Here is a 24,466-nt window from a genome sequence, read left to right as displayed (position 1 = left end):
GGTTGGAAAAAAGGCCTCAGAAGGTTTCCTGCAATTCGAGCAGGTCGGGGAACTGCGCCGGCGTACCCGTCGCCCGCGCCCCCACCGAGCGCAGGATGTCCTGCCCGCTGAGGATGGCGCTCTGCAGCAGGACGGTGTGCTGCAGGGATTCGTAGACGCCGTGGTCACGGCTGTAGAGCATCGCGCGCTTGATCCCGTTGATCGCCACCGGCGGGCGCTCGGCGATCCTGCGGGCGGCGGCGAAGGCCCCCTCCAGCAGCGCCTCGGGCGTGGCGAAGAGCTTGGCCAGCAGGCCCAGGCGGTAGGCTTCGGCGGCGCCCAGGGTGTCCCCGGTCAACGCCAGGTAGCGCGCCACGCCGGCCGGGATCAGCCGTGGCAGGCGCTGCAGCACGCCCAGGTCGGCCATCATGCCGACGTTGGTTTCCTCGATGCGGAAGGTGGCCGCCTCGCTGGCGAAGCACAGGTCACAGGCGGCGATCAGGTCGAAGCCACCGCCGATGCAGGCGCCCTGCACCGCCGCGATCACCGGGAAGCGCGCCTGCTCCAGGGCATTCAGCGCCCCCTGCATGCGCTCCAGGTTGACCTGCAGCAGCTCCCGCTCCTGCGGGCTGCTGGCATGGAATTCCTTGGCCGTGGAAAACATCTGCATATCCAGGCCGCCGCAGAACGTCTTGCCCTGCGCCGAAATGACCAGCGCCCGCACCTGGCCGGAACGGCTCAGGCGCCCTACCGCTTCCGGCAGCTCGCTCCAGAAGGCCCGCGTCAGGCTGTTGGCCTTGTCGGGGCGGTTGAGTTGCAGGTGGGCGACGCCGCTGTCGACGCTGAGCGCGAAACACTCGTAGCTTGAATCCATGGATTGCACCTCTGGGCTGAATGTTAGCGATGCTAAGATTTAAATCTTAGCACCGTCAAGATATTTCCCGATGCTAAGATCGCCCCGCCCCGAAGCCCCCGGAACAAAGGCCCCGCCCCGCATGAGCAAGACACCCCAGCGCGCCCGCGACACCTACCACGTCGGCAACCTCGCCCCGCAGCTGCTGCAGGCCGCGCGGGAGATGCTCGAGGAAGTGGGGCCGACCAAGCTGTCGCTGCGCGCAGTCTCGGAGCGGGTCGGCGTCAGCTCCACGGCCGCCTACCACCACTACGCCAATCGCGCCGAACTGGTGGGCCAGCTGGCCGCCCAGGGCTTTCGCGAGCTGGGCATCGCGCTGCGCCGGGAAGACAAGGGCAATGCCGGCCTGCAGAAGCTGCGCGACGCCAGCCTGGCCTACTTCAGCTTCGCCCGCGCCAACCCCGCGCTGTACCAGCTGATGTTCGGCCCGGAGCTGGGCGGTGACGACCTGTCCGTGGACTACCGCGAAGCCCGCGACGACGCCTTCGGCGAACTCAAGCGCATCATTGCCGAGATCCTCGGGCAGGCCATCGACAGCGCCGAAGTCCGCCGCGCCGCCCTGGCCGGCTGGTCCTATACCCACGGCCTGGCCTCGCTGGTCATCCACGGCGTGCTGCAACTGCCCGACTCCACCAGCGACGCCCGCTTCGTCGACAGCACTCTCAAGGGTTTCGAGCACCTGTTCCAGATCGGGGGATAGGTCGCTGCGGAGTCAAGTGGCACGCAACGAACGGAACACCACTGCACGAAAACAAAGCCGCCGAGTTGGATGCGCTCGGCTGTTTTCCGGCCGTGCCTGTGCTAAAAAAGCCGCCCGGACCATCTGGCCGATCAACGCTGACAAAGGAGCGACAAGCATGGGCAACTACTCACGGAGCGGAATCGCGTTGGCGCTGCTGCTGGCTGCGGGCACCGCATTCGCCGAAGAGCCGGCAGAGAGCACCAGCACCCTCAAGGAGTCGGCCAAGGCCGCGGTCTCGACCGCTATCTCCGCCGGCAAGAACCTGCTGGGCGGCGCTTCGGAAGGCGTCACGGAAGGCCGTGAGTCCGCCCAGGGCGCGGACGGCGCCCTCGTCATCTCCCAGCTCGACCAGCTGGAGGGCAAGGTCGAGGTCAAGCTGCTGAAGGTCGAAGCCGTCGACGACAATCTCAGCGTCCTGTTCGGCTTCAAGAACCTCACCGACAAGCCGGTGCGCCTGATCAACCTCACCCAGAACGGCGCCCTGCTGGCCATTGACCAGGACGACTACTCCACCAACCTGGTGCCGATGGAAAACGTCGATGAAGTCACCGTGCCGCCGAAGACCGGCGTACGCCAGAAGTTCCTGTTCCAGGGCCCGGTGGAAGGGCCGAAGTCGGTGCGCCTGTGGGGCCGCGACCACACCACTAAATAGGCCGCCGCCGAAAACACCCCGCCCGCCCCTGCACGCCCCACTGTCTTTGCACAGGGCGGGCGCGCCGGCCTCGCTGGACAGAGGCCATCCTCGCGCTCTCGGAGCGCCCCCTACGCAGCGGCTACGTCGCCTTCACCCGCAGGTACTCCGAGGGTGCCACGCCTTCCCATTGCCTGAACGCCCGCCGGAAGTTGGCCACGTCGCTATAGCCGAGCACCTGGGCGATTTCCTCCACCGAGAGCCGCCCGGCCCTGATGTGCTCCAGGGCGAGCGCATGGCGGACTTCCTTGAGCACCTGCTTGAAGCTGGTGCCCTCGGCCAGCAGGCGGCGGTGCAGCGTGCGCGATGTCATGCACAGAAGACGCGCAGTGACGACCAGGCTCGGGAAGGCGTTCTGCCGCTCCAGGATGAGCCGGCGGACCCGGGCCCCCAGGGAGCTCGTTTCCCCCAGTTTCCTCAGCTCGCGCTGGCAGATCAGCTCCGCCTCCCGGAAGGCGGCCGGGTCGGCCATGCGCAGCGGCGTATCCAGCAGCGCCGTGGTGAGGGTGAAGGCGGCCCGGGGTTGCGCGTAGCACACGGTACAGCCGTACATCTGGCTGGCCAGCTCGGCGTAGGCCGGCTCGGGGAACGGGAGGCTGATCCGACTGATCGCCCCGCCGCCCGGGGTGATGGCGTCGAAGATGTTCTTCACCGCCAGCATCACCGCCTCGATCACCGTCTGCTCGATCGCCCCGAGCGGATGGGTGGCCACGAAGCGCAGGTGCTCCTGCTGCGTCGCCTCATCCTGTTCGAGCTGCACCCGCACCAGGGTGATGCGCACGGCGAGGTAGCGCTCCAGCAGCTCGACGACCTGGCGCAGCGAGCCGCCCTGAAGCGCGGCGAAACCGAGTGCGCCATGGGTGCCGACACCCAGCCGCTCGCCGATCAGCAGCCCCAGCGCCGGCTGCTCGCTCAAGCGCAACGCCTGCTGGATGAGTTCGCCGAACAGCTCGACCCGGGGCTGGTAGTGCGGGTCATCCAGCTGTTCGAGCCCAACGCCGCAATGGCCGAGCCACTCGGCGGGCGCCACGCCCATCACCCGCAGTTGCTCGGCGATCTGTCGCAGGTACTGCACGGGGAGCAGGAAGTCAGGCATCGGCGTCTGTATTTCGCGGGGGTTGGGCAGGGAAAAAAGTGTCAATTAATGACCCCCACAATGTCAATTGAGGCCCTCTCCGGGTAGCACGCAACGCCCCTAGGATTCAGCCGTCCCGACCTAACAATCACAACAGGAGGACGCATGTTTGCATTCCTTTCCAGGCGTCGCCCGAGCACCGTGCGGGTCAACGATGTCGAGATCAGGGCGAACCCCAGGGAGACCCTGCTGCACGCCGCATTGCGCCACGGTATCGACTTCCCCCACAGCTGCCGTGTCGGCGGTTGCGCCACCTGCAAGTGCCGGCTGGTAGCGGGCCGCGTGCGCGAGCTGACCGAGGCCAGCTACATCCTCGACGACGAGGCGCTCGACCAGGGCTACATCCTCGCCTGCCAGAGCGTGCCGCTGGGGGACCTGCGCATCGAGGTCGACCTCACACGCCACACGGCCATGCGCCGGGTGCGTGGCAAGGTCATCGGCCAGGCGAGACTCACCCACGACATCACCAGGCTGGTCGTGCAGTTGCAGGAAGCGTTGCCCTACAAGGCGGGCCAGTACGCGGCGCTGACGCTCGATGCCTTGCCCGGCCAGCCACGGCTGTTCTCCTTCGCCACGCCCCCGCGCCCGGATGGCCAGGTGGCCTTCTTCATCCGCAAGGTGCCCGGCGGATCGTTCACCGGCCTGGTCGACGAGCGCTCGCTGCTCGGCCAGGGCCTGAGCCTGGAGGGGCCGCAGGGCGAGTTCCACCTGCGTCCTTCGGCAGCACCGCTGCTGATGGTGGGCGGTGGCAGCGGCCTCGCCCCCTTGCTGGCGATCCTGCAGGGCGCCCTGGCCGGCAACCCCGGGCGCCCCGCCACGCTGCTGTTCGGCGCGCGCCAGGAGCACGACCTCTACGCCCTGGAGGAAATCGCCAGCCTCGCCGCGCAGTGGCCCGCCCCCTTCCGCTTCGTCCCGGTGCTGTCGGAGAGCACACCGGATACGCGCTGGAGCGGCGCACGCGGCCTGGTCACCGAGCACATCCCGGCGCTGCTGGAGACGGGTGCGCACGCCTACCTGTGCGGCCCGCCCGGGATGATCGACAGCGCCACCGCCCTGCTCCGCGAGCTGGGGCTGCCACCCGGCGCCCTCCACGCCGACCGCTTCACCACGGCCCCGCACCCGGCGACCGTTGGCGCCTGAACCTACAACAAGAGAAACCGCCATGAATCCGTTGCACTACCTCAAATTCTTCCTGTTCCACTTCGTCGGGCTGCTCGCCGTGCTGTCGCTGCTCGCCGGCGGCCCCTGGACGACCGGTGGGCTGCTGGCCGTCCTGGCCTTCTACCTGATCGGCGATGCGTTCGCGGGGGACGACACCAGCACCCCACGCTTCAAGTACCCGGCCATCCTCACCGCCCAGCTCTGGCTGGCCCTGCCACTGCTGGGCCTGATCGTCTTCACGGCGCTCTGGAGCGCCAGCGAGGGCGACCCGCTGGGCTTCGGCGCCGCCCTGGGCCGCCTGAGCGGTCATGACCTGCTCGCCGCCCGCGACGCCACCACCTTCGGCCACCACCTCTCCGCCTGGCTGCTCACCGGGCTGATGATCGGCATGATCGGCACCATCACCGCCCACGAACTCACCCATCGCACCTGGGACCGGGTCTCCCTGCTGATCGGGCGCTGGCTGCTGGCCTTCAGCTTCGACACGGTGTTCTCCATCGAGCACGTCTATGGCCACCACCGCTACGTCTCCACCACCGAAGACCCGGCCACGGCACCCCGTGGGCGCAACGTCTATGTCCATGTGCTCGCCTCGACGCTCAAGGGCAACCTGAGCGCCTGGCGCATCGAAAGGCGCCGGCTCGCCCGCAAGGGGCAGAGCCTGTTCGGCTGGCACAACGCCGTGCTGCGCGGCCATGGCATGAGCCTGCTGCTGGTGGCGGTCGCCTTCGGCATCGGCGGCTGGCCGGCGGCGCTGTTCTTCGTGGCCTGCGCGCTGTGGGGGAAGGCATTGCTGGAGATCGTCAACTACATGGAGCACTACGGCATGGTCCGCAACCCGGCCACCCCGGTGCAGCCTCGCCACTCCTGGAACACCAACCGGCGCATCAGCTCCTGGGCCATGTTCAACCTGACCCGCCACTCCCATCACCATGCCCAGGGCGAAGTGCCCTACCAGGACCTACGCCCCTTCCCGGACGCACCGATGATGATCGGCGGCTACCTGACCACCATCCTGGTGGCGATGATCCCGCCGCTGTGGCACCACCTGATGACGCCCAAGGTGCTGGCCTGGGACCGTGACTTCGCCAGCGAGGAAGAACGCCAGCTGGCGAACGAGGCGAACCGGCGCAGCAGGATTCCCGCGATGGTGGCGATGGCGACTACGATCGAGAGATAGGTGGGTGCGAGCGCGAGCAGGACCACACGCGCTCAGCCGTAATGCCGGGGCGAAGCGCTGTCCGGCGCACGCCACTCGTAGAGAGTGTCCAGCGAGCCGTCTTCACCTTGGCGCTGCCCGACCAGCCACATGCCGGCCTTGATGAGGACACGCTGGGAGGCCAGGTTCTCCGGTGCGACCGTGGCGATGATTCTCGCAAGCCCATGTTTCTCGTGACCGTAGGCCAGCAACGCCGGGACCGCTTCACTCGCCAGGCCTAGCCCCCAGCTCGAACGCAGGAAGGCGTATTTCACCTCCGGCTCGGCCTGCCCACCAGGGTGGACCAGGCCACAGAAGCCGACGAGCGCCCCTGAGTCAAGGCTCTCAAGGGCAAACATCCCGTAACCCCGGGTGCGGTAGTTCGCCTGGGTCATGTCGAACCACGCCTCGCACGCGGCTCGATCAATTGGCTGCCCATCGCCGACCCAACGCATGGCCTCAGGGTCGGAGTAGACGGTGTGGAGCGCATCGAGGTCCTCGATGCGCCAATGACGGCAGTGGAGACGCGGAGTTCTGAAGAGTATTCGAGCCATGGGCAAGGGTCCGCTGGAGCGGCGTGGAGATGCAACGGGTGGCCGATCTTAACGACCTGCCAGAGCGCCTTTTTGATGGGATTCCACGAATAGTCACAGATCATCGCTTAGGTAGACAGAGCCGATATCGGCCTAGTAATTTTGCCCCTCTCTCGCAACGAGGGAACATGAGAAGCAACCGCTCACAAGGAAGGGTGATGCAAAAGAATCTGACTGACTGCTTTGCCTATCTGACTCTGCTCGTAGCCGTTTTTCTGCAGGGCTGCGCCACGGCTATCAAACCCGACGACCTGGCGGCCCCCACGCAAATTTCCTGTGTGTACCTGGACAAACCCCTCTCATATACAGAGACCCTCGGCATGTTCGACATACCCTGGACCACCCGCCTGGAAAAAGGCCCGTACTGGTCGGAGAAGGTCGACGCTAAAGGGACTTACTACCGGGCACCACCAGGCGCCCTTTCCCTTCAGGACGATGAGGGGCGGCCGATGCTCAATGCGCCGCGGACAAGAGACGGCGGCTTCTATGTGCCCAACGACCCTACGGCCCCGATAACTCTCTACTACTACTTCTCCACCAGTGATGCGCCAAGCGTGCCGGAGTGGCTCGATACCGACTGCACTAAAGTCGCTGCCATCAGGGAACCCCATAGCGAGAAGATCAGTGTCGTCGCGCTAGCCGTAGGCGGTGCTATCAGTGGTGCGGCTGTGGCCTCAGTGAGCAGAAGCATCGCTAATTCCAACTCCGTGAGTTATGGACAGGCAGCGGGTGCAGGAGCGGCAGGAGGCCTTATCGGTGGCGTGATCATCGCCACCATGATCAACGCTGACGTCGGCAAGATCATGCCGTTCTTTCCACCACCAAACGCCACTGGCACAGCCACGCTGAAAGCGCTGGTGGCAGAGAAGAAACTGATACCCGAATTGCAATCACCAAGCACCGCAACCGCAGAGGTAAAGTGAGGTGCAACTTCCTCACCCAGCTACTCGCCCACCCGCGCTCAAATAGCCCGCGTATGCAGGGGCTTGAGAAAACCGTGCCGCGCCATCCCTTGCGCCAGCGCACGGGGTATCACCGCGTACGAGGGCTCGCCAGGGCGCGTGTGGAAGATGAAGTCCCACGCCTCGCTCTCCGAGGCCATGTCGTGCAGCAGCCGCAGGAACGGCTTGGGAAAGGTGTTCTCGGAGAACTTGAACGACACGCTGTAGGGCCTGCCTTCGAACCGGCAGCTCAGCGTGAAGCTGCCCTGGGTGCCCGGCTTGCTCTGGTACTGGATGTCCTCCAGCGGCAGCCCCGAGTAGGCGGCGATCTGCGCCAGCGCATGGCCGTCCCCCTTCTCGTCGGCGCCGTAGATGTGGGGCGCGTAGCTGGTGATCTTGGTGTTGTGTTCGCGGAAGAGATGGGAGATGTCCCATGCCGTCTGCGGGTCCAGCGGGCCACGCAGTTCGGCCGGGATGTCCCGCGCATGCCGATACGCCTTGAACTTCGCAGCCAAACCCGGGTGCCACTCCCGCGCGCTTTCGAGCTGCGCCTGATAGTAGTGCTCGTTGAGGTAGCCGCACCCACGCAGCACGGCGAGCAGGTCTTCGAGTACCTCGCCGGGCAGCGAGACGACCGGGGCGTCCTTGTCCGGGAAGCAGTACTGGTAGGCGATGACGGGGCCGTCTTGCTGCTCCGGCGAAAGCGCCTCGGGATCGACCGAAAGCGTCTCGCCACCTGCCAGCACATCCAGCAGCTCGTCCTCGTCCATGGTCCTGACGCCAAGGGCTTCGGCCTTGCCGGTCTTGTCGGCACCCGGCTTGCTGCCCATCACCAGCAGCGTGGTCTTGCCGTTGACGGACTTCTGGATGATGCCGCCCTTCTGGGCGATCAGCGCCTCCAGTTGCGGCCGGGTGTAGTCCCTGAAGGCACCGGTGACCACCACGTGCCGGCCGACGAAGCCGGAGGCCGGCGAAGGCAGCCAGCGCCAGGGCCGCGCGGCATGGTCGTCGAAGTACTCGCACGCATCATCCATGTAGAAGGTTTCCGCGGTGCTTGAGTCGAAGGCGCTGATCTCGATCTCGGTCGCCCCCAGGAAATGGAAGAACGCCACCAGCAGCTCGACCTCCAGGGAGCTGGCCGACTCGAATTCCAGGTGGAAGAGCCCCTCCCTCTCGCGCAGGGTGATGGCCGCCGCGAAGATGTCGTCGACGTCGTAGAGCGTCTCCTCGACGTCCATCGCCTCCACCGCCGCGTAGTCCTGCGCGTTCACGTGGCGCACGAAGGTGCGGATGGCTTCCTGCGCGGCGGCGCCGTCCGCTTTCATGTACAGGTTCAGAGAGAGCGATGACATGGGGTTCTTCCGTGAAGTGTCGGCCTGGTGCTGGACGGCGAGCGTGCGGCAAAGCGCGGGAAAATTCCGTGAGGCAGCCGCGCAAATCACACCGAACTCCGCGTGCTTTCGCGGCTGGCGCTCATCGCCACCCTGTCCCGGCTCTCTTCGCTCGCCTCACAACGTCAGCAACCCGCTGTACAGGCCATAGGCCGCCACCCCGGCGCCCAGGATCACGCAGGCGAAGATGCCCCTCTCGATCGCCGTGAACAGCGGTTCGCCCTGCTCGTGCTTGGCCTTGGCGAACAGCAGCACCCCGGGCGCGTAGAGCAGGGCCGAAAGCAGCAGGTACTTCACCCCGCCGGCGTACAGCAGCCACACCGCGTAGCTCAGCGCGATGCCGCTGACGAACATGTCGCGCGTGCGCTCCCCGGCGGCCTCCTCGTAGGTCTCGCCGCGCTGGCTCAGCAGCAGCGCATAGGCGGCGGACCACAGGTACGGCACCAGGATCATCGATGACGCGAGGTAGATCAGGCTGGTGTAGGTCCCGGCGGAGAACAGCGTGATCAGCAGGAACAGCTGGATCATCCCATTGGTCAGCCACAGGGCGTTGACCGGCACGTGCTGGGCGTTCTCCCGGCTGAGGAATGCCGGCATGGTCCGGTCCCTGGCCGTGGCGTAGAGGATTTCCGCGCAGAGCAGCGCCCATGACAGCAAGGCCCCGAGCAGGGAGATGGCCAGCCCGACGCTGATCAGCAACGCGCCCCAGGGGCCGACTATGTGCTCCAGCACCGCCGCCAGCGACGGGTTCTGCAGCTGCGCGAGTTCAGGCTGGCTCATGATGCCGAGCGACAGCAGGTTCACCAGCACCAGCAGCGCCAGCACCCCGAGGAAACCGATGACGGTGGCGCGCCCCACGTCGGCGCGCTTCTCCGCCCTCGCCGAATACACGCTGGCCCCCTCGATGCCGATGAAGACGAACACCGTCACCAGCATCATGTTGCGCACCTGCTCCATCACGCTGCCGAACTTCGGGTTGCTGCTGCCCCAGATGTCGCGGGTGAAGACATCGGCCTTGAAGGCGACGGCGGCGATGACGATGAACATCACCAGCGGCACCACCTTGGCCACGGTGGTCAGCTGGTTGATGAACGCCGCTTCCTTGATCCCGCGCATCACCAGGAAGTGCACGGACCACAGCAGCAGCGAGGCGCAGCCGATGGCGATCGGCGTGTTGCCCTGGCCGAACACCGGGAAGAAATAGCCGAGCGTGCTGAACAGCAGGACGAAGTAGCCGACGTTGCCCAGCCAGGCGCTGATCCAGTAGCCCCAGGCCGAGGAGAACCCCATGTAGTCGCCGAACCCGGCCTTGGCGTACGCGTAGACGCCGGAGTTCAATTCCGGCTTGCGGTTGGCCAGGGTCTGGAACACGAAGGCCAGCATCAGCATGCCGACCGCGGTGATCGACCAGCCGATCAGTATCGCGCCGGCATCGGCCCGCTCGGCCATGTTCTGCGGCAATGAAAATATCCCACCGCCGATCATCGAACCCACCACCAGGGCGATCAGTGCACTCAAGCGAAGCTTCTGCGTCGGTTGCGACATTCCCTCGGCTCCCCTGCCAGGGGCCTCACCACGAGGCCGCCACCCAGTGATTCAAACAAGCACAAAAAGCCCGTTTTCGCCTGTCGACGAATGCCAGTGGGCCGGCAATCGCACCCGTGCGCCACGCCGGGAAGCCCGCTTTACAAAGCCCGAAGACAAACTAGCGTTCAATGACCGACGCCCCGCCCGCAGCCGGCAACCCGCCTCTTAAGGAGAAGAACCCCATGGCCACGTTCGAACCCGGTCGCCTGCACATCGAGCGCCATGCACTGAACGAGCACGATGTGAGCTACGACCTGTGCATCGAATACCAAGTCTCCCAGGACCCGAAGGAAGGCAAGGGCATGCTCTTCACCCTGCACGGCAGCATCATGGGCAAGGACCTCAAGGAGACCTTCTTCCTGCCCAAGGACCTGGCCTACAACTTCGCCAGCAACGTGACCAAGATCGCCGAGAAGTACGGCATTCCCAAGGCCCTGAGCAGCATCGGCTCGATGCACAAGCACTACGACGCGATGTTCGCGGATGTGCGGGAGCAACTGAACGTCCAGTACGGCGAGCCGGTGAAGCCGGAGCATCTGGAATAACCACCCGCCGGCTGCGAGCCAGGCAACGCCGTATCGCCCCGGCGGCTCGTGCAGCGTTCGGTTTTTTCGGGTGCACCCGGCGTGATACTGCGGCTATGCTCGCCCCCGATTCCCACCCCCGAACAGCCCCAGTCCCCAGGCAGAACATGTGAAGTCGGTCTTTACTGCAGCGCTGCTCTGCCTCGTGCTCGGCACCACGGCCAGGGCCGAGCGATACCAGGTCGTCACCGAAGAGTGGGCGCCCTACAACTACCTGGAAAACGGCCAGTTGACCGGCATGGCCACGGAGGTCGTGCGGGCCATCATGGCGCGCACCGGGGACGACTTCGAGATCGCGGTAGCGCCCAGCATGCGCGCCGCCCACATGCTGCAGACCCGCCCCGGGACCATCATGTACTCGATGTTCCGCACGCCGGACCGGGAGCCGTTGTACAAGTGGGTCGGGCCTATCGTCGAAGAGTCCATCCATCCCTACCAGTTGGCCGATGCCCCCGTCCCGGTGAATTCCCTGGAGCAGCTGATGCATGCGCCGCGCCTCACCACCCGCCACGACGGCCTGGTGCCGAGGGTGCTGGAGTCGCTCGGCTTCACCAACCTCGACAAGAGCGCAGCCGAAAGCCAGCAGCTCTACCGCATGCTGCTGGCCAGGCGAACCGAGTTGATCATCGGCGACACCGACGCGGGCGTTAGCTACTACAGCCGCCAGCTGGGCATCGCGCCGGGCACCCTGCGCCGGGTGCCCGTCGAGGTCTATCGCTCATCCCTGTACATCGCCTTCAGCCGCGATTGCGACGACGCGCTGATCGACGCCTGGGCCCGCGTGCTGGAGCAGCTGCGGCGCTCGGGCGAGCTGGGGCGCATCCGGCGCCGCTACGAATCGCCTGCCGAGCGTTGAGCGAGGGCGGGGTCAGTCCAGTACCCCGTGCAGCACTTCCTGGATCACGCCCGTGGCGATGGCGATCAGCAACAGATCCGTACCGGCCTGCTGCCACTCGTAGCCCTCGTAATGGGGAAGCCTGCCGAGCAGCCGGCTGTCGAGCTTCTTGGCAATGCCGGGCGGAAGCGGCTTGCCGCGCGCCAGGTTCTTCTGGATGCCCGGCGGCAGCGAGGGGCCGGGGCTCCAGTAGCCACGGTTGTCATCGAGGATGATCCTCACGCCACCGATATCGACGCTCGGGCCACCCTGCCAGTCATTACCCCCGCCCTGTCCCTGGTGCCCCTGGCTGCCATGCTGGCCGCCCTTGTCGTGCTTGTTGCCCTTGCCGTTTCCCGGGTCGGCCATCGCGGGGGCCGCGATGATCAGGGCCCCTCCGAGAAGCGCCGACAGCAATGTATTGAGCCTGGACATACGAACCCCTCCTGTAGGGTCATGACGATGTGCTGAGTCTAGTCGTTGCGCTGCAATTTCCGCTCGGCCGGAAGTGATGTTCGCGGTCGGCTTATCAGTTCTGCTGCCACATTCTTGCGGTCCGTCGAGATCAGGTAGCGGCCGATGCGGGTGAGTTCGACGACGCATGAGAAGGCGTCGTTTCAATTTGCGTCCCTCCCGGCTCGAATGCATGTGCTTGAAAAACGCTCGGGCAGGGGCGGCGAACACGCGCTCCGGCGCTACAATGTCGCCCGCGCCGATTCCCCGGATCGGGCACGCCCGGAGCCCGCTTCACCATGTTCACCCTCGTACACCTGGACACACCGCCGCCCGAATCCCTGAAGAACCAGGTGCTGCAGATGGTGGTGGACTACTTCAGCGACATCAGCCCGGTGTCGCTGACGCCCAGCAACCCGCTCTATCAGCTGTACCAGTACGTGATCGGCTACGAGGTGCACCTGTACCTGCAGGCCATGGACGCCACCCTGGCCAGCACCGCACGCCTGGTCCTGGCCCTGGACGATGAAGACCCGTCCCAGGTTCGCGGCTTCGCCTTGTACCTGCCGAGCCAGGACGATGCCGAGGCCGCCACGCTGGCCTATCTGGCCGTCCAGGCCAGCCACCGTCGGAACGGCATCGCCCGGGCCATGCTGCAGCGCGTGATCGAGCAGCGCCCCCATGTCGAGGTGGCCTGCACGGCCGGCAAGGCGCCGGTCTTCGAGGCGATGGGCTTGCGCGTGCTGGCCGCGCAGGGGCCGCATGTCCTGCTGAACACACGCGCCCATCGCTCCAACGGCATGGTGGCGGTACAGAACCTCGCGCCGATATTCGAGTCCAGAGAAGTGCGGCAGATCCACGCCTACCTGGTTCAGCAGCACGGCAAGAAGGCCCTGAGCGAGGCCGAGAGCAAACGCGACCGCCTGCTCGACCAGATGGCCTACCAGGCCGAGATGCTGGTGAAGGAGCGCTTCCCCACGATTCACTGAAGGCCCCAGCCAACAGGCATGAAGCCCAGGCGCTCGACCCGGGCCGGATGAGCATTGCGCCAAACGAACACAGTCACACCCAATGAGGAGTCCACTCATGGCATCCGCCGACAAACAGTGAAAACGGGTCCAGCGAGCCAAAGCCAAGGCGAAACAGAACCGCTCGGGGAAACCCAGGACCACCGCCCTGCATCCTCTGCTGGCCGACCCGCTGATCAACGAGCCGTTCACGGGGTGCTGATCGACCTGGACACCTTCGATTTCAAGGACATCGAAGAGAATGGTTTCAACCCGGCGGACTACGACGACCTGTTCCGGATGATGAGGTACGGCGAGCGCATCAGCCTGCTGGCGATGTGCGTGGTATTCCTCCAGTACCCGGTGCTGGAACGGGTGCTGGCGGAGCAGGCGCCGGACTCGGCGATCAATTTCCTCATGGCGCTGCTGACGACCTACCGGGACCTCTTCCACGGTGAAGACCCGGATACGGCCCTGGAATGGATGGACAGCGACGCCTTCCAGACCGCCTATAACCAGGCCTCGGCCATCCTGCAGGAGAGGAATTCGCGCCGCTGAAGTACCATGCCGCGCCGACACTCCATCGACCCCCTCTGGCCGCCTATGTCCTCCAACGCGCTGTACACCGACCTGTCCCACTACTACGACCTGATGTGCGCCGACATCGACTACCGCGCACAGAGCGACAGCGTGCGGCGGCTGCAGCAGTTGTTCGGCAACCCGGGTCGCAGGCACCTGGACCTCGCCTGCGGCACCGGCCCGCATGTGCGCCACTTCCTCGACTTCGGCTACCGCAGCGCCGGCCTGGACATCAACCAGCCGATGCTGGATATCGCCCAGGCGCGCTGCCCCGAGGCCGCGTTCAGCCGGCAGGACATGGCCAGCTTCCGGGTGGACGAACCCCAGGACCTGATCACCTGCTTCCTCTACTCCATCCACTACAACCCGGATCTGCAGCAGCTACGCGCGTGCCTGGCCAGCGTCCATGACGCGCTCGCGGAGGACGGCGTGTTCTGCTTCAACACGGTGGACAAGGGGCAGATCGACAACCGCTCCTTCGTGCGCCACACCGTGGAGCACGAGGGCAGCCTGTTCACCTTCGGTTCCGGCTGGCATTACCCGGGGGAAGGCGACCGCCAGGCACTGCGCCTCGGCATCGAGAAGACAACGGCGGGGGTCACCGAGAGCTGGCAGGACGAACACCCCATGGTCGCCCTGACCTTCGCCGAGTTGCAGGCGCTGTTGCAGCCGCAGTTCGAGGTGCACGTCTTCGAGCACGACTACGAACGCATCACCCCCTGGAACGGCACCTCCGGCAACGCCCTGTTCGTCTGCGTGAAGCGCTGAGCCGCCCGCCGCGTCAGGCAGCCGGACGACCGGTTGCCCAGCACGAAATCGCGCGAGGGGCAGTTCGGCAAGCTACCGCGATTGCACCATGCACGACTGTCGATACTGCGTAACGAACTCGCGGCTGCCAGGACGGCGCCGTGGCTGCGTGTCATCACACCGAGGGCGCCTGCCCATCAGTCCAGCCGTTTCTGGAAAAAGAAACGCCGGTGCCCCGGCGGGAAGTCCTCGACCTGCCCGAACGCGGTATAGCCGTGGCGCTTGTAGAACTCCGGCGCCTGGAAGTCGAAGGTGTCCAGCCAGATACCGACGCAGCCCTTCTCGCGAGCCGCGTGTTCGGCCATTTCCATCAATTGCGACCCCGTGCCCTGCCCCCGCGCCTGCTCGGGGATGGCCAGCAGCTCGATGTACAGCCAGCGGTAGAAGATTTCCCCGTAGAGCCCGCCGATCACCTCGTCGGTCCGCTCGTCACGCACCAGCAGCGCCAGCGTTTCGCGCTGCGGGTCGCCGGCCTTGGCCCGGTTGTGCGCCCGCAAGGGCTTGAGGATGGCGGCGCGGTCGTCCTCGCTCGGGGTCGCCGTCACGTCGATACGGGTATTCATTCGCGAGTCCTTCAGGCGTCGGGGGGGGCAGGACGGTTCGTCCTCGAACCGAGGGCGAACTATGTCGGGGCCTGGCGCTCGAGTAAATATCCCGTTCCAGGGAGGGCGAAACCTGGCTGCCCGGTACGGCTGCGGATGCGGGTTCAGTGGGACAGGCTGAGCCAGGGCGTGGCTTTGCTTCTGGCCACCTGGAAGAGCGCATAACCAGACCTCGGAGCATGCAGCCGCCGCTCACTCCGGACGTAGGGTGTGCTGCGCGCACCTCGGATTCGCCGCAAGCACCGCGCGGAGGTGCGCACGGTGTTCATCCTGCCGGACTCTCCATTCAAATCGTCACAGGCAGGGCCGATGACTCATGGCCACGCCCACGCGCATCGGTGTAAAAAGACGCTCCTTCCATGCGGATAACGCCAACATGCCCGTTGCGGCCATCTACCTCTACGACCAGTGCTACGCCTCCAGCGTCAGCGGTTTCGCCGATGTCATGCAGGTGGCCAATGCGCACCTCGCCGCACAGGGCTCGGCGGAGCAGTACAGCTGGTCGTTCATCTCCGCTGCGCGGCAGGTCACGGCGAGCAACGGGTTGCCGCTGAAGTCCCGCCGGGCCGAGGCGGACGAGCGTTTCGACATCGTCTACATCCCCGCGTGCCACTACCCGGGCTACCACGGCTTCCGCGCCCTCCTCGACCGGCAACGCCCGCAGTGGCTGGTGCGCCAGTGGGAGATGGGTGCCGAGCTGATCGCCACCTGCACCGGCACCTTCCTGCTGGCCGACACGGGCTTGCTCGACGGCCGGGTCGCGACCACCACCTGGTGGCTGGAGGAGCAGTTCCGCTCCTGGTTCCCGGCGGTGGACCTGCAGATGGCGCCCATCCTCACCCAGGCCGACCGGCTGTTCTGCGCCGGGGCGCTGTCGTCCTATCACCTGCAATCGATCCAGACCGTCGAGCGCCACTCCGGGGCGGCCCTGGCAGCGCGCTGCGCCAAGAGCCTGCTGATCGATGTCAGCCAGACGCTGCAGACCCCCTTCCTGCCGCTTCTCGCGCACCGCTCCCACGAGGACGCGCTGGTGCGCCAGGCCCAGGACCACCTGGAGCGGCACCTGGCCGAGCCCATCCGCCTGGCGGACCTGGCGCGGCGCCTGGCGGTGAGCGAGCGCACGTTGATTCGGCGCTTCCAGCAGGCCGTGGAGACGACACCCCTGGCCTACCTGCAGAACCTGCGCATCGAGGCCGCCAGGGCGCTGCTGGAAACCGGCAACCAGCGCGTGGAGGACATCGCCCAGGCCGTGGGCTACCAGGACGGCAGCTCGTTCGTGCGCCTGTTCCGCGAGCGCATCGGCCTGACGCCGGCGGCCTATCGGCGCAAATTCCGTTTCGACTGACCGGAACCCCTTGTCGGCATCCGCATATCCAGCGTCATTTTTGCCTCTGTGACGGCGGCGCCCGGCCCCCTACCCTGGCGCCCAGTCCAACCGAGGTGCCTATATGAACGTCCTGATCGTGCACGCCCATCCCGAACCCGCGTCCTTCTGCTCGGCGCTCTGCCAGGCGGCGGCCGAGCACTTCCGTGGCCTCGGCGCCAGCGTGGAAGTCTCCGACCTCCACGCCATGGGCTTCGACCCGGTGGCGAGCGAGCGGGACTTCACCGAACGGGCCGATGCCGACTACCTGGTCTACGCCCTGGAGCAGCGCAACGCGGTGAAGCACGGCCTTCTGCAACCGGACATCCAGGCGGAGATCGACAAGGTCCGGCGCTGCGACCTGCTGATCCTCAGCTTCCCGGTCTACTGGTATTCCATGCCCGCGCTCCTCAAGGGCTGGATCGACCGCGTGTTCGTCTCCGGCCTGTTCTACGGCGGGCGGCGGATCTTCGACCAGGGCGGCATGCGCGGCAAGCGTGCGCTGGTCTGCGCCACCCTGGGCGGGCGCGAGCGGATGTTCTCCGCCGAAGGCATCCACGACGATCTGCGCGAGCTTTTCCGCCCGCTGCTCAAGGGCACCCTGGGCTACACCGGCTTCGATGTGCTGGAGCCCTTCTTCGCCTACCACGTGCCCTACCTGGACGATGCGGCGCGTGGCGCCATCCTCGGCGACTGGCGCCAACGGCTGGCCGGCATCGACGGGCAGGCGCCGCTGGAGATGCCCGTCACAGGCGACTACGACGCCCACTTCGAAGCGCGCATCCGCTGAGGCCCCGACTCGCGGGCCCGCTGCGTTTTCTGCACCTTCGCACTCGCAATCGGGATTCTTTGATCCACACTTCTGTCGGTGTCGTTCCGCTTTGACGCCGCCCGCCTTCGCCCCGGGGAGGCAGGCGGCAAGGCTTCGGTACTCGATAGAGAGGCGTATGGCGAATCGCGACGAGTTGGTCATCTGCGAGCACTGCGACTGCGTGTTCGAGAAGCTCACGCTGGCCCGGCACCAGACGGCGCACTGCTCGCGGTGCGGCGGCGTGCTGCAGCGCTACAACGGTTTGAGCATCGAGCAGCGCCTGGCGCTGAGCCTCACCGCCCTGGTGCTCTGGGTATTCGCCAACTTCTACCCGGTCATGAGCATCAGCCTGAAGGGCCTCAAGAGCAGCGCCACGCTGTGGGATTCGGTGCTGGCACTGAGCCTGGGGCCCATCACCTTCATCGCCCTGGTGGCGGCCATCTCCATCATCATCGCGCCGCTCTTCCAGTTGCTGCTGCTGTGCTGGGTGCTCGCCTTCGGCCTGCGCCAGCGCCGCGCGCCGGGCTTTTGCCTGTGCATGCGCTGGCTGGAGTCCCTGCGCCCCTGGAGCATGCTCGAGGTCTGCCTGCTGGGCGCGCTGGTGGCGGTGTTCAAGCTGGCCGGCATGCTCGAGGTCATCCCCCACATCGGCCTGTTCGCCCTGGCCGTGCTCGCCCTGCTGCTGATCCGCATCGCCGGGCGCGACGTGCGCGAACTCTGGGTGCTGCCATGAGCACGCCGCCGCTGGCCAGCGAGCTCGCCCTGTGCCTCTGCCACAGCTGCGGCAAGGCCTGCGACATCAGCCACCACGCGCACCGGTGCGAGCGCTGCGGTGCGCCACTGCATGCGCGCAAGACCCATTCCCTGAGCCGCACCTGGGCCTTCCTGCTCGCCTCGCTGGTGTTCTACGTCCCCGCCAACCTGCTGCCGGTGATGAACACCAGCCTGTTCGGCAACGGCGCCGACAGCACCATCATGAGCGGGGTGCTGGAGTTCTGGCAGCACGGCGCCTGGGACATCGCCCTGATCATCTTCATCGCCAGCATCGCGGTGCCGGGGCTCAAGTTCGTGGTGCTCACGCTGCTGCTGGTCACCGTCCAGCGCCGCTCCACCTGGGCGCGCCGCGAGCGCTCCGGCCTGTACCGCTTCGTCGAGCTGATCGGCTACTGGTCGATGCTCGACGTGATCGTGGTCGCCCTGGTGGCGGCGCTGGTGAAGTTCCAGTCCCTGGGCGAGATCGAACCGCGCGCGGGGATTCTTTTCTTCGGCCTGGTGGTGGTGTTCACGATGCTCGCCGCGATGAGCTTCGACCCCCGGCTGATCTGGGATACGCCCGATGACGAGGAGGTCAGGGATGAGCGCGGAAACCCGTGATGCAGGCCCCGGCCGGCCCCTGGTGAAGACCCGCCGCTTCAGTGTTTCACTGGTCTGGATCGTGCCCATGGTCGCGGTGCTGGTGGGCCTGTCGCTGGTGGTGCACAGCTGGATGCAGCGCGGGCCGACCATCACCGTCACCTTCAAGACCGGAAGCGGCCTCACGGCCAACAAGACCGAGGTCAAGTACCGCAACGTGGTGATCGGCCACGTCTCCGAAGTGGCACTGAGCAAGGACCAGAAAAGCGTCGACGCCACCCTCGAACTGGCCAAGGAAGCGGAAAGCTTCACCCGCGAGGACTCGCAGTTCTGGGTGGTGCGGCCACGCATCGGCGCGGGCGGCGTTTCGGGCATCGACACCCTGCTCTCCGGCGACTACATCGGCGCCGACACCGGCCAGGCCACCCGCCGCGCCAAATCCTTCATCGGCCTGGAGAACCCGCCGCCGATCACCTATGGCGAACCCGGCCGGCGCTTCACCCTGCACGCCCCGGACCTGGGCTCGCTGGACATCGGCTCGCCCCTGTACTTCCGCAAGATCCCCGTCGGCCAGGTGGTGGCGTACAACCTCGACGAAGACGGCAAGGGAGTGAGCATCGAAGTGTTCGTGCATGCGCCCAACGACCGGTTCGTCACCGAGAACACGCGCTTCTGGAACGCCAGCGGCATCGACGTGAACCTCGGCGCCAACGGCGTCGCGGTGAAGACCGAATCGCTGTCGTCGCTGCTGGTCGGCGGCATCGCCTTCCGCGCCCCCGAATACAGCCCCAACGACCAGCCCGCTGCCGAGAACAGGGCCTACGAACTGTTCGACGACCAGCAGACCGCCCTCGCCCCGCCCAGCGGCAAGGCGCAGTACCTGCGCCTGCGCTTCGACCAGTCCCTGCGTGGCCTGAAGGTGGGCGCCCCGGTGGAATTCCTCGGCGTCGAGATCGGCAAGGTGGTCACGGTCAACCTGGACTACGACGCGCAGAAGCACAGCTTCCCGGTGGATGTCGGCATCGTCATCTACCCGCAGTTGCTCGGCCAGGCGCACATCAAGCTGCTCCAGGCGATGCAGCACGACCCCAGCGACGAGGCCGGCGGCGCCCGCCTCATGGGCACCTTCATCGACAAGGGGCTACGCGCCCAGGCCCGCACCGGCAACCTGCTGACCGGGCAGCTGTACATCTCCCTCGACTTCTATCCCAAGGCCCCGAAGGTGGCCTTCGACCCCAGCGCCCGCCCCGTGAGCATCCCCACCATCCCCGGCAGCTTCGAGAAGGTGCAGGAGCAGTTGCAGGCCGTGGTCGACAAACTCAGCAAGCTGCCGGTGGACCGGATCGCCAACAACCTCGACAACAATCTGGTGGAACTGCGCAAGGTGCTCTCGCAGTTCAACGGCAAGACGCTGCCCGGCGTGCAGACCACCCTCGAAGACGTCAGCAAGACGCTGCAGTCGGCCAGCTCCACGCTCGCCGAGGACTCGCCGCAGCGCGAGCAACTGACGCAGACCCTCGACGAGCTGGAGCGCATGTCGCGCTCGCTGCGCGAACTCTCCGACTACCTGGGACGGCACCCGGAATCGCTGATCCGCGGACGGCCCGAGAACGCCACCCCCGGTGGCCTGTTGGCACCGCCGGGCCAATGAACACAGGAGCGACCTTCATGACCGACCCGATCAAGCTCGTGCTCAGCGCCGCCCTGCTGCTGCTCGCCGCCTGCCGCAGCGACCCGATCAACTTCCACACCCTGACACCGCTCCAGGCCGGCGATGGCCGGCCGGCAGGGGCGGACATCCAGATCGAAGGCATCAGCGTGCCACCGCAGGTGGACCGCCCGCAGATCGTCATCCGCCAGGGCGACAGTGGCCTGGTGATCCTGGAGACCGAATGGTGGGGGGCGAGCCTGGTGGACGAGCTGAGCAGCGCCCTGGAGAACCAGCTCGCCAAAAGCAGCCTGCCGCGCCGGGCCTCGGTGCGCCTGGACGTGCAGCGCTTCGACTCCGTGCCCGGCCGCTACGCGCTGCTCGACGTGCGCTGGCGGCTACGCCCCACCGACGCCGGCGACAAGGCCCTGTTGAGCTGCCGCAGCACCCTGCAGACACCCGCCGGCCCCAGCATCGACGCCCTCGTCATGGCCCACCAGAAGAACATCGAGCGCCTGGCCGAGGCCATCGTCCGGACGGCCGGCAGCGACCAGGGGCAGTGCCCGTAGAAGGCCCTGGCCAGGGCAGGCAGAAGCCGGTTCCAGGCCCTGGCGAGTCTGTTCTATTCTTGGCGCTGGCTCAGCGATTCCATGCGATTGAGGAAGGAGAAACGTCATGGCGACATTCGAACCCGGCCACCTGCACATCGAGCGTCACGCGCTGAACGAGCACGACGTCAGCTACAACCTGTGCATCGACTACGAAGTCTCCCAGGACCCGAAGGAAGGCAAGGGCATGCTCTTCACCCTGCACGGCAGCATCATGGGCAAGGACCTGAAGGAGACCTTCTTCCTGCCCAAGGACCTGGCCTACAACTTCGCCAGCAACGTGACCAAGATCGCCGAGAAGTACGGCATTCCCAAGGCCCTGAGCGGCATCGGCTCCATGCACAAGCACTACGACGCCATGTTCGAGGACGTGCGCGCGCAACTGAACATGAAATCCGGCGACCCGGTGAACCCCGAGCATCTGGAATGACCCGTCGGTAGCCCGGGCTGCGGTGCCGAAGGCTGGGCACCTGCTGGGTGTGCCGCACGCACCGCCGCTCGGTGCTTCAGGCAAGGCAGTGGACGCCTGGAACGTCCACAGCATGGGTTTCGCTTCGCTCTACGCCATCCTACGAAAGCACGTCCGTAGCACGCGCGTCGTTGAAACGGCGCGGCAATGCAAAAGGCCCATGCTTGTGCATGGGCCTCTTGGTTTCATGATCGTCCGGGATCGCTGGAGCCTGGTGTCGCGTAGCCCTGTGGGGCCTGGATCAGAAGAACTCGCCGCGCAGGGTCAGCATGAAGTTGCGCGGAGCACCGTAGTAGTTGCCGTATTCGGAGGTTCCCACGGTCTCGTAGTAGCGACGGTCGAACAGGTTGTTGCCGTTGACGGCCACCGTCCAGTTGTCGTCCACCTTGTACTCGACCATCGCGCCGTACACGGCGTAGCCGCCCTGGGTGAAGTCGTAGGGCGTCTCGTTGATTGGATTGCCGATGGAGTCGAAGTCATAGGCCATGCCGGACACGTAGTTGGCGCTCTGCACTTCCACGCCGCCGCCCACGCGCCATTTCTCGAGCTGGCCCGGCAGGGTGTAGACGGTCCAGAGCTTGGCCAGGTGGCGCGGGGTGATGCTGGTGTAGTCGCTTTTTTCGGTCTGGTTGTCGGTGAGGTTGAGGGTATAGCCCGCGATCACTTCCCAGCCGGGGGTGATCTCGCCGGCGGCTTCCAGGTCGATGCCCTTGCTGATGATCTTGCCCTGGCCGATGAAGCAGCAGCTGCCGCTGTAGCTGTCCGGCGGACGACGATAGGCGGGGTCGGTCATCGCCTCGTTCAGGCGCTTGGTGTAGAACAGCGCGCCGGAGAGGTTCAGGCGACCGTCGAAGAGTTCGCCCTTCAGGCCCATTTCATAGGTCTTGCCGGTCATGGGCTCCACGACGTCGGGATTGCCGACCGGTCCTATGCGCTTCTGTGCCTGGGGCTTGAAGATCTCGGCATAGCTGACGTAGGTGGACCACTCGTCATCCAGCGCGTAGATCAGGCCACCGAAGGGCACCAGCTTGGTCGGCTCGCGGTAGCGGGTCGGAGGCTGGTACTCCCAGACCCCAGCGCTCTTGATCCGGTAGTCCTGCTCGTACTTGTAGCGCTGCGCGCGGGCACCGAGCACCAGCTTCAGCGGGTCGGTCAGCTGCAGGCGCACGGTCGAATAGACGCCGTACTGCTCGCGGGTGTTGGGGCTGTAGTCGCGCCAGTAGTCGTGGTCGGTGGCGTTGGTGGGCAGCGGCGACGCGCCGGGGTTCCACAGGTCGATGTAGCCCCCCTTGCCGAGCATGCCGTCGGCGGCGCGCCAGCGGCTGGTGACCTTCTGGTAGTCGGCACCGACCAGCAGTTCGTGCTGGCGACCGAAGGCGTCGAACGTGCCGCTGAGGTTCACGTCGAAGACCGACTGCTTGCTCCAGGACGACACGTAGCTGCCCCACCAGTAGGGGCCGATATTGGTGGTCTCGTCCACCGAGCCGTAGGGGATGATGCCTTCGGTGTCGGACTTGTTGTAGGTGTAGGTGTAGCTGGTGTTGAGCTTCCAGAATTCCGACAGGTAGTGGTCGATCTTGAAGAAGACTTCCTCGTCGTGGCCGTCCATGTAGGCCTGGCCGGTGGTGTACCAGGTGTGGCGCGGCAGGTGCAGGTCGCCGCCACGGGAGTAGCGCGGCAGGCCGTCGCCGGTGCCGTTCTCGTGGGTGCGGGCGTAGCTGGCGCCGACGGTCACCATGGTGTCCGGGGTGAGATCGGCCTCCAGCACGCCGTAAAAGAAGGGCTCTTCGGTGCTGCGGTTGTCCATGAAGTACTGGCGGTCCTCGTAGGACACCACGGCGCGGCCGCGCAGCTTGCCGTCGAAGCCCAGCGGGCCGGTGATGTCGGCCTCGGTGCGGTAGTTGTCCCAGCTGCCGGCGGAGGCGTTGAACTTCAGCTGGTACTGGTCCAGCGGGCGCTTGCGCACCAGGTTGATGATGCCGCCCGGGTCACCGGTGCCGCCCAGCAGGCCGGAGGAGCCGCGCAGGACCTCGATGTGGTCGTACTCGGCCAGGTTGTACAGCTTGTTGCCGTAGAAGGTGCCCACGCCGGAGCCGACGTCCATCGGCGCCGCGCCATCGATCTGCACGTTGTCGATGCCGAAGCCACGGGAGGCCAGCTTGGGCAGGCGGTAGGTGCCGTTCTTGACGGTGATGCCCGGCGTCATCTTCATCGCGTCGGACAGCGTGGTCATGCGCCGGTCCTCGATCAGCTGGCTGCTGATCACCGACACCGACTGCGGGGTTTCCTTGAGGCTGGTGGGCGTCTTGGAGCCCACGCTGGTCAGCCCCGTGGTGTAGGAGCCGGAATTCTCGGTGGCCTCGCCCATGCCCTGTCCGGAGACGAAGGTGGTGCCCAGGTCGAGGACGCTGCTTTCCGTCGCGCCGCCGGTGAGGAGGACCGTGTTGTTCTCGATGCGGTAGGTGACGCCGGCGCCCCTGAGCAGGGTTTCCAGGGCGGCTTCCACCTCCATGTTGCCGCTCACGGCGGTCGACAGCTTGCCCCTGACCAGATCGGCGCTGTAGAGGATCTGCACGCCGGTCTGCTCGCTCAGGGCGGTCAGCGCCCGGTCGAGGGCCTGCGCGGGGATATCCAGCTGTTTCGGGGCTGCACTCACCGGCCCGCCCAGGACCGCCCCCAGCACCATCGCCGAGAACAGCGCGCTCAATGGCCGCCGCGAGGCATAGGGCAATCTCCATGAACGCCGTTCAACATCGTACTTCTGCATGCTTTACCGTCCTGTCGTGAGAGTGCGGCGCCACTTCGCGGGTGAAGCGCCGATGTTCGGATGTGCCCTGCCGACTGCGCCCTTGGGAATGCGGTTATGGATGAGGGCACTTACAGGACGGATAGCGATAAAAAAAATTTAATCGAACGGTGAACCCGGGTACATCGAATCAGTCAAAGGCCGCCTTTCGACAGCCCGAAGTGCGTTCCA

Annotated in this window: 24 protein-coding genes and 1 pseudogene; 17 read left to right on the top strand and 8 right to left on the bottom strand. The window is 66.1% G+C overall.

What is annotated here, in order from left to right:
* Positions 1 to 16: 16 nt before the first annotated feature.
* A complete protein-coding gene (locus HSX14_RS14025) occupies positions 17 to 853 on the bottom strand; it encodes an enoyl-CoA hydratase-related protein (RefSeq protein WP_173175643.1) in 837 nt (278 codons plus the stop codon).
* Positions 854 to 974: 121 nt separating this feature from the next.
* On the opposite strand from HSX14_RS14025, the gene HSX14_RS14020 reads away from it, so the two are divergent.
* Together HSX14_RS14020 and HSX14_RS14015 are read left to right on the top strand one after the other, a co-directional pair.
* Positions 975 to 1,592 (top strand): TetR/AcrR family transcriptional regulator, encoded by a 618-nt coding sequence (locus HSX14_RS14020; RefSeq protein WP_111260318.1) that lies wholly within the window; start codon positions 975 to 977, stop codon positions 1,590 to 1,592.
* Positions 1,593 to 1,749: 157 nt separating this feature from the next.
* On the top strand, positions 1,750 to 2,286 hold the full coding sequence (locus HSX14_RS14015) for a hypothetical protein (RefSeq protein ID WP_173175641.1): 537 nt from the start codon (positions 1,750 to 1,752) through the stop codon (positions 2,284 to 2,286).
* A 121-nt stretch (positions 2,287 to 2,407) separates the two neighbouring features.
* Here the strand turns inward: HSX14_RS14015 and HSX14_RS14010 are convergent, their stop codons facing one another.
* Positions 2,408 to 3,421, bottom strand: coding sequence for an AraC family transcriptional regulator (locus HSX14_RS14010; protein ID WP_173175639.1), 1,014 nt, complete (start codon positions 3,419 to 3,421; stop codon positions 2,408 to 2,410).
* Between the two features lie 144 nt (positions 3,422 to 3,565).
* Here HSX14_RS14010 and HSX14_RS14005 point away from each other — a divergent pair, with 144 nt between their 5' ends.
* Complete coding sequence (locus HSX14_RS14005; RefSeq protein ID WP_173175637.1) at positions 3,566 to 4,600, top strand: 2Fe-2S iron-sulfur cluster-binding protein; 1,035 nt, start codon at positions 3,566 to 3,568, stop codon at positions 4,598 to 4,600.
* Positions 4,601 to 4,622: 22 nt separating this feature from the next.
* Complete coding sequence (locus HSX14_RS14000; protein ID WP_173175635.1) at positions 4,623 to 5,801, top strand: alkane 1-monooxygenase; 1,179 nt, start codon at positions 4,623 to 4,625, stop codon at positions 5,799 to 5,801.
* A 32-nt stretch (positions 5,802 to 5,833) separates the two neighbouring features.
* Here the strand turns inward: HSX14_RS14000 and HSX14_RS13995 are convergent, their stop codons facing one another.
* A complete protein-coding gene (locus HSX14_RS13995; RefSeq protein WP_173175633.1) occupies positions 5,834 to 6,373 on the bottom strand; it encodes a GNAT family N-acetyltransferase in 540 nt (179 codons plus the stop codon).
* A gap of 197 nt (positions 6,374 to 6,570) precedes the next feature.
* On the opposite strand from HSX14_RS13995, the gene HSX14_RS13990 reads away from it, so the two are divergent.
* The gene (locus HSX14_RS13990; RefSeq protein ID WP_173175631.1) at positions 6,571 to 7,335 is read left to right on the top strand and encodes a hypothetical protein; all 765 of its coding nucleotides are present in this window, start codon (positions 6,571 to 6,573) and stop codon (positions 7,333 to 7,335) included.
* 38 nt (positions 7,336 to 7,373) lie between these two features.
* Here the strand turns inward: HSX14_RS13990 and HSX14_RS13985 are convergent, their stop codons facing one another.
* On the bottom strand, positions 7,374 to 8,705 hold the full coding sequence (locus HSX14_RS13985; RefSeq protein ID WP_173175629.1) for a BRCT domain-containing protein: 1,332 nt from the start codon (positions 8,703 to 8,705) through the stop codon (positions 7,374 to 7,376).
* A gap of 156 nt (positions 8,706 to 8,861) precedes the next feature.
* Complete coding sequence (gene arcD, locus HSX14_RS13980) at positions 8,862 to 10,289, bottom strand: arginine-ornithine antiporter (RefSeq protein ID WP_173175627.1); 1,428 nt, start codon at positions 10,287 to 10,289, stop codon at positions 8,862 to 8,864.
* Between the two features lie 224 nt (positions 10,290 to 10,513).
* Here arcD and HSX14_RS13975 point away from each other — a divergent pair, with 224 nt between their 5' ends.
* A complete protein-coding gene (locus HSX14_RS13975) occupies positions 10,514 to 10,876 on the top strand; it encodes a DUF5064 family protein (RefSeq protein WP_173175625.1) in 363 nt (120 codons plus the stop codon).
* A 148-nt stretch (positions 10,877 to 11,024) separates the two neighbouring features.
* Positions 11,025 to 11,771: a substrate-binding periplasmic protein gene (locus HSX14_RS13970; protein ID WP_173175623.1), complete on the top strand. Its 747-nt coding sequence runs from the start codon at positions 11,025 to 11,027 to the stop codon at positions 11,769 to 11,771.
* 12 nt (positions 11,772 to 11,783) lie between these two features.
* Here HSX14_RS13970 and HSX14_RS13965 read toward each other — a convergent pair whose 3' ends face one another.
* Positions 11,784 to 12,224, bottom strand: coding sequence for an anti-virulence regulator CigR family protein (locus HSX14_RS13965; RefSeq protein WP_173175621.1), 441 nt, complete (start codon positions 12,222 to 12,224; stop codon positions 11,784 to 11,786).
* A 317-nt stretch (positions 12,225 to 12,541) separates the two neighbouring features.
* Between HSX14_RS13965 and HSX14_RS13960 the strand changes: the two genes are divergently transcribed.
* The 3 genes and pseudogenes from HSX14_RS13960 to HSX14_RS13950 all read left to right on the top strand — a co-directional run bounded on the left by HSX14_RS13960 (position 12,542) and on the right by HSX14_RS13950 (position 14,596).
* The gene (locus HSX14_RS13960; protein ID WP_173175619.1) at positions 12,542 to 13,231 is read left to right on the top strand and encodes a GNAT family N-acetyltransferase; all 690 of its coding nucleotides are present in this window, start codon (positions 12,542 to 12,544) and stop codon (positions 13,229 to 13,231) included.
* Positions 13,232 to 13,328: 97 nt separating this feature from the next.
* Positions 13,329 to 13,807, top strand: a pseudogene (locus tag HSX14_RS13955) (hypothetical protein).
* A gap of 45 nt (positions 13,808 to 13,852) precedes the next feature.
* The gene (locus HSX14_RS13950) at positions 13,853 to 14,596 is read left to right on the top strand and encodes a class I SAM-dependent DNA methyltransferase (RefSeq protein WP_173175910.1); all 744 of its coding nucleotides are present in this window, start codon (positions 13,853 to 13,855) and stop codon (positions 14,594 to 14,596) included.
* 176 nt (positions 14,597 to 14,772) lie between these two features.
* Here HSX14_RS13950 and HSX14_RS13945 read toward each other — a convergent pair whose 3' ends face one another.
* Entirely contained in the window at positions 14,773 to 15,198 is a 426-nt protein-coding gene (locus tag HSX14_RS13945; RefSeq protein ID WP_173175617.1) for a GNAT family N-acetyltransferase, read from the bottom strand.
* 415 nt (positions 15,199 to 15,613) lie between these two features.
* Here HSX14_RS13945 and HSX14_RS31400 point away from each other — a divergent pair, with 415 nt between their 5' ends.
* The 7 genes from HSX14_RS31400 (at position 15,614) to HSX14_RS13910 (ending at position 21,450) form a co-directional block, all read left to right on the top strand.
* Complete coding sequence (locus tag HSX14_RS31400) at positions 15,614 to 16,582, top strand: GlxA family transcriptional regulator (RefSeq protein WP_173175615.1); 969 nt, start codon at positions 15,614 to 15,616, stop codon at positions 16,580 to 16,582.
* 103 nt (positions 16,583 to 16,685) lie between these two features.
* Complete coding sequence (locus HSX14_RS13935; protein WP_173175612.1) at positions 16,686 to 17,390, top strand: NAD(P)H-dependent oxidoreductase; 705 nt, start codon at positions 16,686 to 16,688, stop codon at positions 17,388 to 17,390.
* A 157-nt stretch (positions 17,391 to 17,547) separates the two neighbouring features.
* Positions 17,548 to 18,144 (top strand): paraquat-inducible protein A, encoded by a 597-nt coding sequence (locus tag HSX14_RS13930; RefSeq protein ID WP_173175610.1) that lies wholly within the window; start codon positions 17,548 to 17,550, stop codon positions 18,142 to 18,144.
* Positions 18,141 to 18,785, top strand: coding sequence for a paraquat-inducible protein A (locus HSX14_RS13925; protein WP_173175608.1), 645 nt, complete (start codon positions 18,141 to 18,143; stop codon positions 18,783 to 18,785). Before HSX14_RS13930 ends, HSX14_RS13925 begins: the two co-directional genes overlap by 4 nt.
* Positions 18,766 to 20,415 (top strand): PqiB family protein, encoded by a 1,650-nt coding sequence (locus tag HSX14_RS13920; RefSeq protein WP_173175606.1) that lies wholly within the window; start codon positions 18,766 to 18,768, stop codon positions 20,413 to 20,415. The genes HSX14_RS13925 and HSX14_RS13920 overlap by 20 nt, the downstream gene beginning before the upstream one ends.
* Positions 20,416 to 20,432: 17 nt before the next feature.
* Positions 20,433 to 20,981 (top strand): PqiC family protein, encoded by a 549-nt coding sequence (locus HSX14_RS13915; RefSeq protein WP_173175604.1) that lies wholly within the window; start codon positions 20,433 to 20,435, stop codon positions 20,979 to 20,981.
* Positions 20,982 to 21,087: 106 nt separating this feature from the next.
* The gene (locus HSX14_RS13910) at positions 21,088 to 21,450 is read left to right on the top strand and encodes a DUF5064 family protein (protein WP_173175602.1); all 363 of its coding nucleotides are present in this window, start codon (positions 21,088 to 21,090) and stop codon (positions 21,448 to 21,450) included.
* 280 nt (positions 21,451 to 21,730) lie between these two features.
* On the opposite strand, the gene HSX14_RS13905 is transcribed toward HSX14_RS13910, so the two are convergent.
* On the bottom strand, positions 21,731 to 24,256 hold the full coding sequence (locus HSX14_RS13905; protein ID WP_228723590.1) for a TonB-dependent siderophore receptor: 2,526 nt from the start codon (positions 24,254 to 24,256) through the stop codon (positions 21,731 to 21,733).
* Positions 24,257 to 24,466 lie beyond the last annotated feature (210 nt).

The sequence above is a fragment of the Pseudomonas tohonis genome, from assembly GCF_012767755.2.
Taxonomy (GTDB): domain Bacteria; phylum Pseudomonadota; class Gammaproteobacteria; order Pseudomonadales; family Pseudomonadaceae; genus Metapseudomonas; species Metapseudomonas tohonis.
This window is presented reverse-complemented; position numbering and strand designations above follow the sequence as displayed.

Coding starts and splice junctions, on each gene's coding strand:
- HSX14_RS14010 (WP_173175639.1), bottom strand. CDS start 3,421: ATGCCTGACTTCCTGCTCCCCGTGCAGTACCTGCGACAGATCGCCGAG.
- HSX14_RS14005 (WP_173175637.1), top strand. CDS start 3,566: ATGTTTGCATTCCTTTCCAGGCGTCGCCCGAGCACCGTGCGGGTCAAC.
- HSX14_RS13915 (WP_173175604.1), top strand. CDS start 20,433: ATGACCGACCCGATCAAGCTCGTGCTCAGCGCCGCCCTGCTGCTGCTC.
- HSX14_RS13945 (WP_173175617.1), bottom strand. CDS start 15,198: ATGAATACCCGTATCGACGTGACGGCGACCCCGAGCGAGGACGACCGC.
- HSX14_RS14015 (WP_173175641.1), top strand. CDS start 1,750: ATGGGCAACTACTCACGGAGCGGAATCGCGTTGGCGCTGCTGCTGGCT.
- HSX14_RS14025 (WP_173175643.1), bottom strand. CDS start 853: ATGGATTCAAGCTACGAGTGTTTCGCGCTCAGCGTCGACAGCGGCGTC.
- HSX14_RS13950 (WP_173175910.1), top strand. CDS start 13,853: ATGTCCTCCAACGCGCTGTACACCGACCTGTCCCACTACTACGACCTG.
- HSX14_RS13990 (WP_173175631.1), top strand. CDS start 6,571: ATGCAAAAGAATCTGACTGACTGCTTTGCCTATCTGACTCTGCTCGTA.
- HSX14_RS13935 (WP_173175612.1), top strand. CDS start 16,686: ATGAACGTCCTGATCGTGCACGCCCATCCCGAACCCGCGTCCTTCTGC.
- HSX14_RS13930 (WP_173175610.1), top strand. CDS start 17,548: ATGGCGAATCGCGACGAGTTGGTCATCTGCGAGCACTGCGACTGCGTG.
- HSX14_RS13925 (WP_173175608.1), top strand. CDS start 18,141: ATGAGCACGCCGCCGCTGGCCAGCGAGCTCGCCCTGTGCCTCTGCCAC.
- HSX14_RS14000 (WP_173175635.1), top strand. CDS start 4,623: ATGAATCCGTTGCACTACCTCAAATTCTTCCTGTTCCACTTCGTCGGG.
- HSX14_RS13920 (WP_173175606.1), top strand. CDS start 18,766: ATGAGCGCGGAAACCCGTGATGCAGGCCCCGGCCGGCCCCTGGTGAAG.
- HSX14_RS31400 (WP_173175615.1), top strand. CDS start 15,614: ATGCCCGTTGCGGCCATCTACCTCTACGACCAGTGCTACGCCTCCAGC.
- HSX14_RS13960 (WP_173175619.1), top strand. CDS start 12,542: ATGTTCACCCTCGTACACCTGGACACACCGCCGCCCGAATCCCTGAAG.
- HSX14_RS14020 (WP_111260318.1), top strand. CDS start 975: ATGAGCAAGACACCCCAGCGCGCCCGCGACACCTACCACGTCGGCAAC.
- HSX14_RS13905 (WP_228723590.1), bottom strand. CDS start 24,256: ATGCAGAAGTACGATGTTGAACGGCGTTCATGGAGATTGCCCTATGCC.
- HSX14_RS13975 (WP_173175625.1), top strand. CDS start 10,514: ATGGCCACGTTCGAACCCGGTCGCCTGCACATCGAGCGCCATGCACTG.
- HSX14_RS13985 (WP_173175629.1), bottom strand. CDS start 8,705: ATGTCATCGCTCTCTCTGAACCTGTACATGAAAGCGGACGGCGCCGCC.
- HSX14_RS13910 (WP_173175602.1), top strand. CDS start 21,088: ATGGCGACATTCGAACCCGGCCACCTGCACATCGAGCGTCACGCGCTG.
- HSX14_RS13965 (WP_173175621.1), bottom strand. CDS start 12,224: ATGTCCAGGCTCAATACATTGCTGTCGGCGCTTCTCGGAGGGGCCCTG.
- arcD (WP_173175627.1), bottom strand. CDS start 10,289: ATGTCGCAACCGACGCAGAAGCTTCGCTTGAGTGCACTGATCGCCCTG.
- HSX14_RS13995 (WP_173175633.1), bottom strand. CDS start 6,373: ATGGCTCGAATACTCTTCAGAACTCCGCGTCTCCACTGCCGTCATTGG.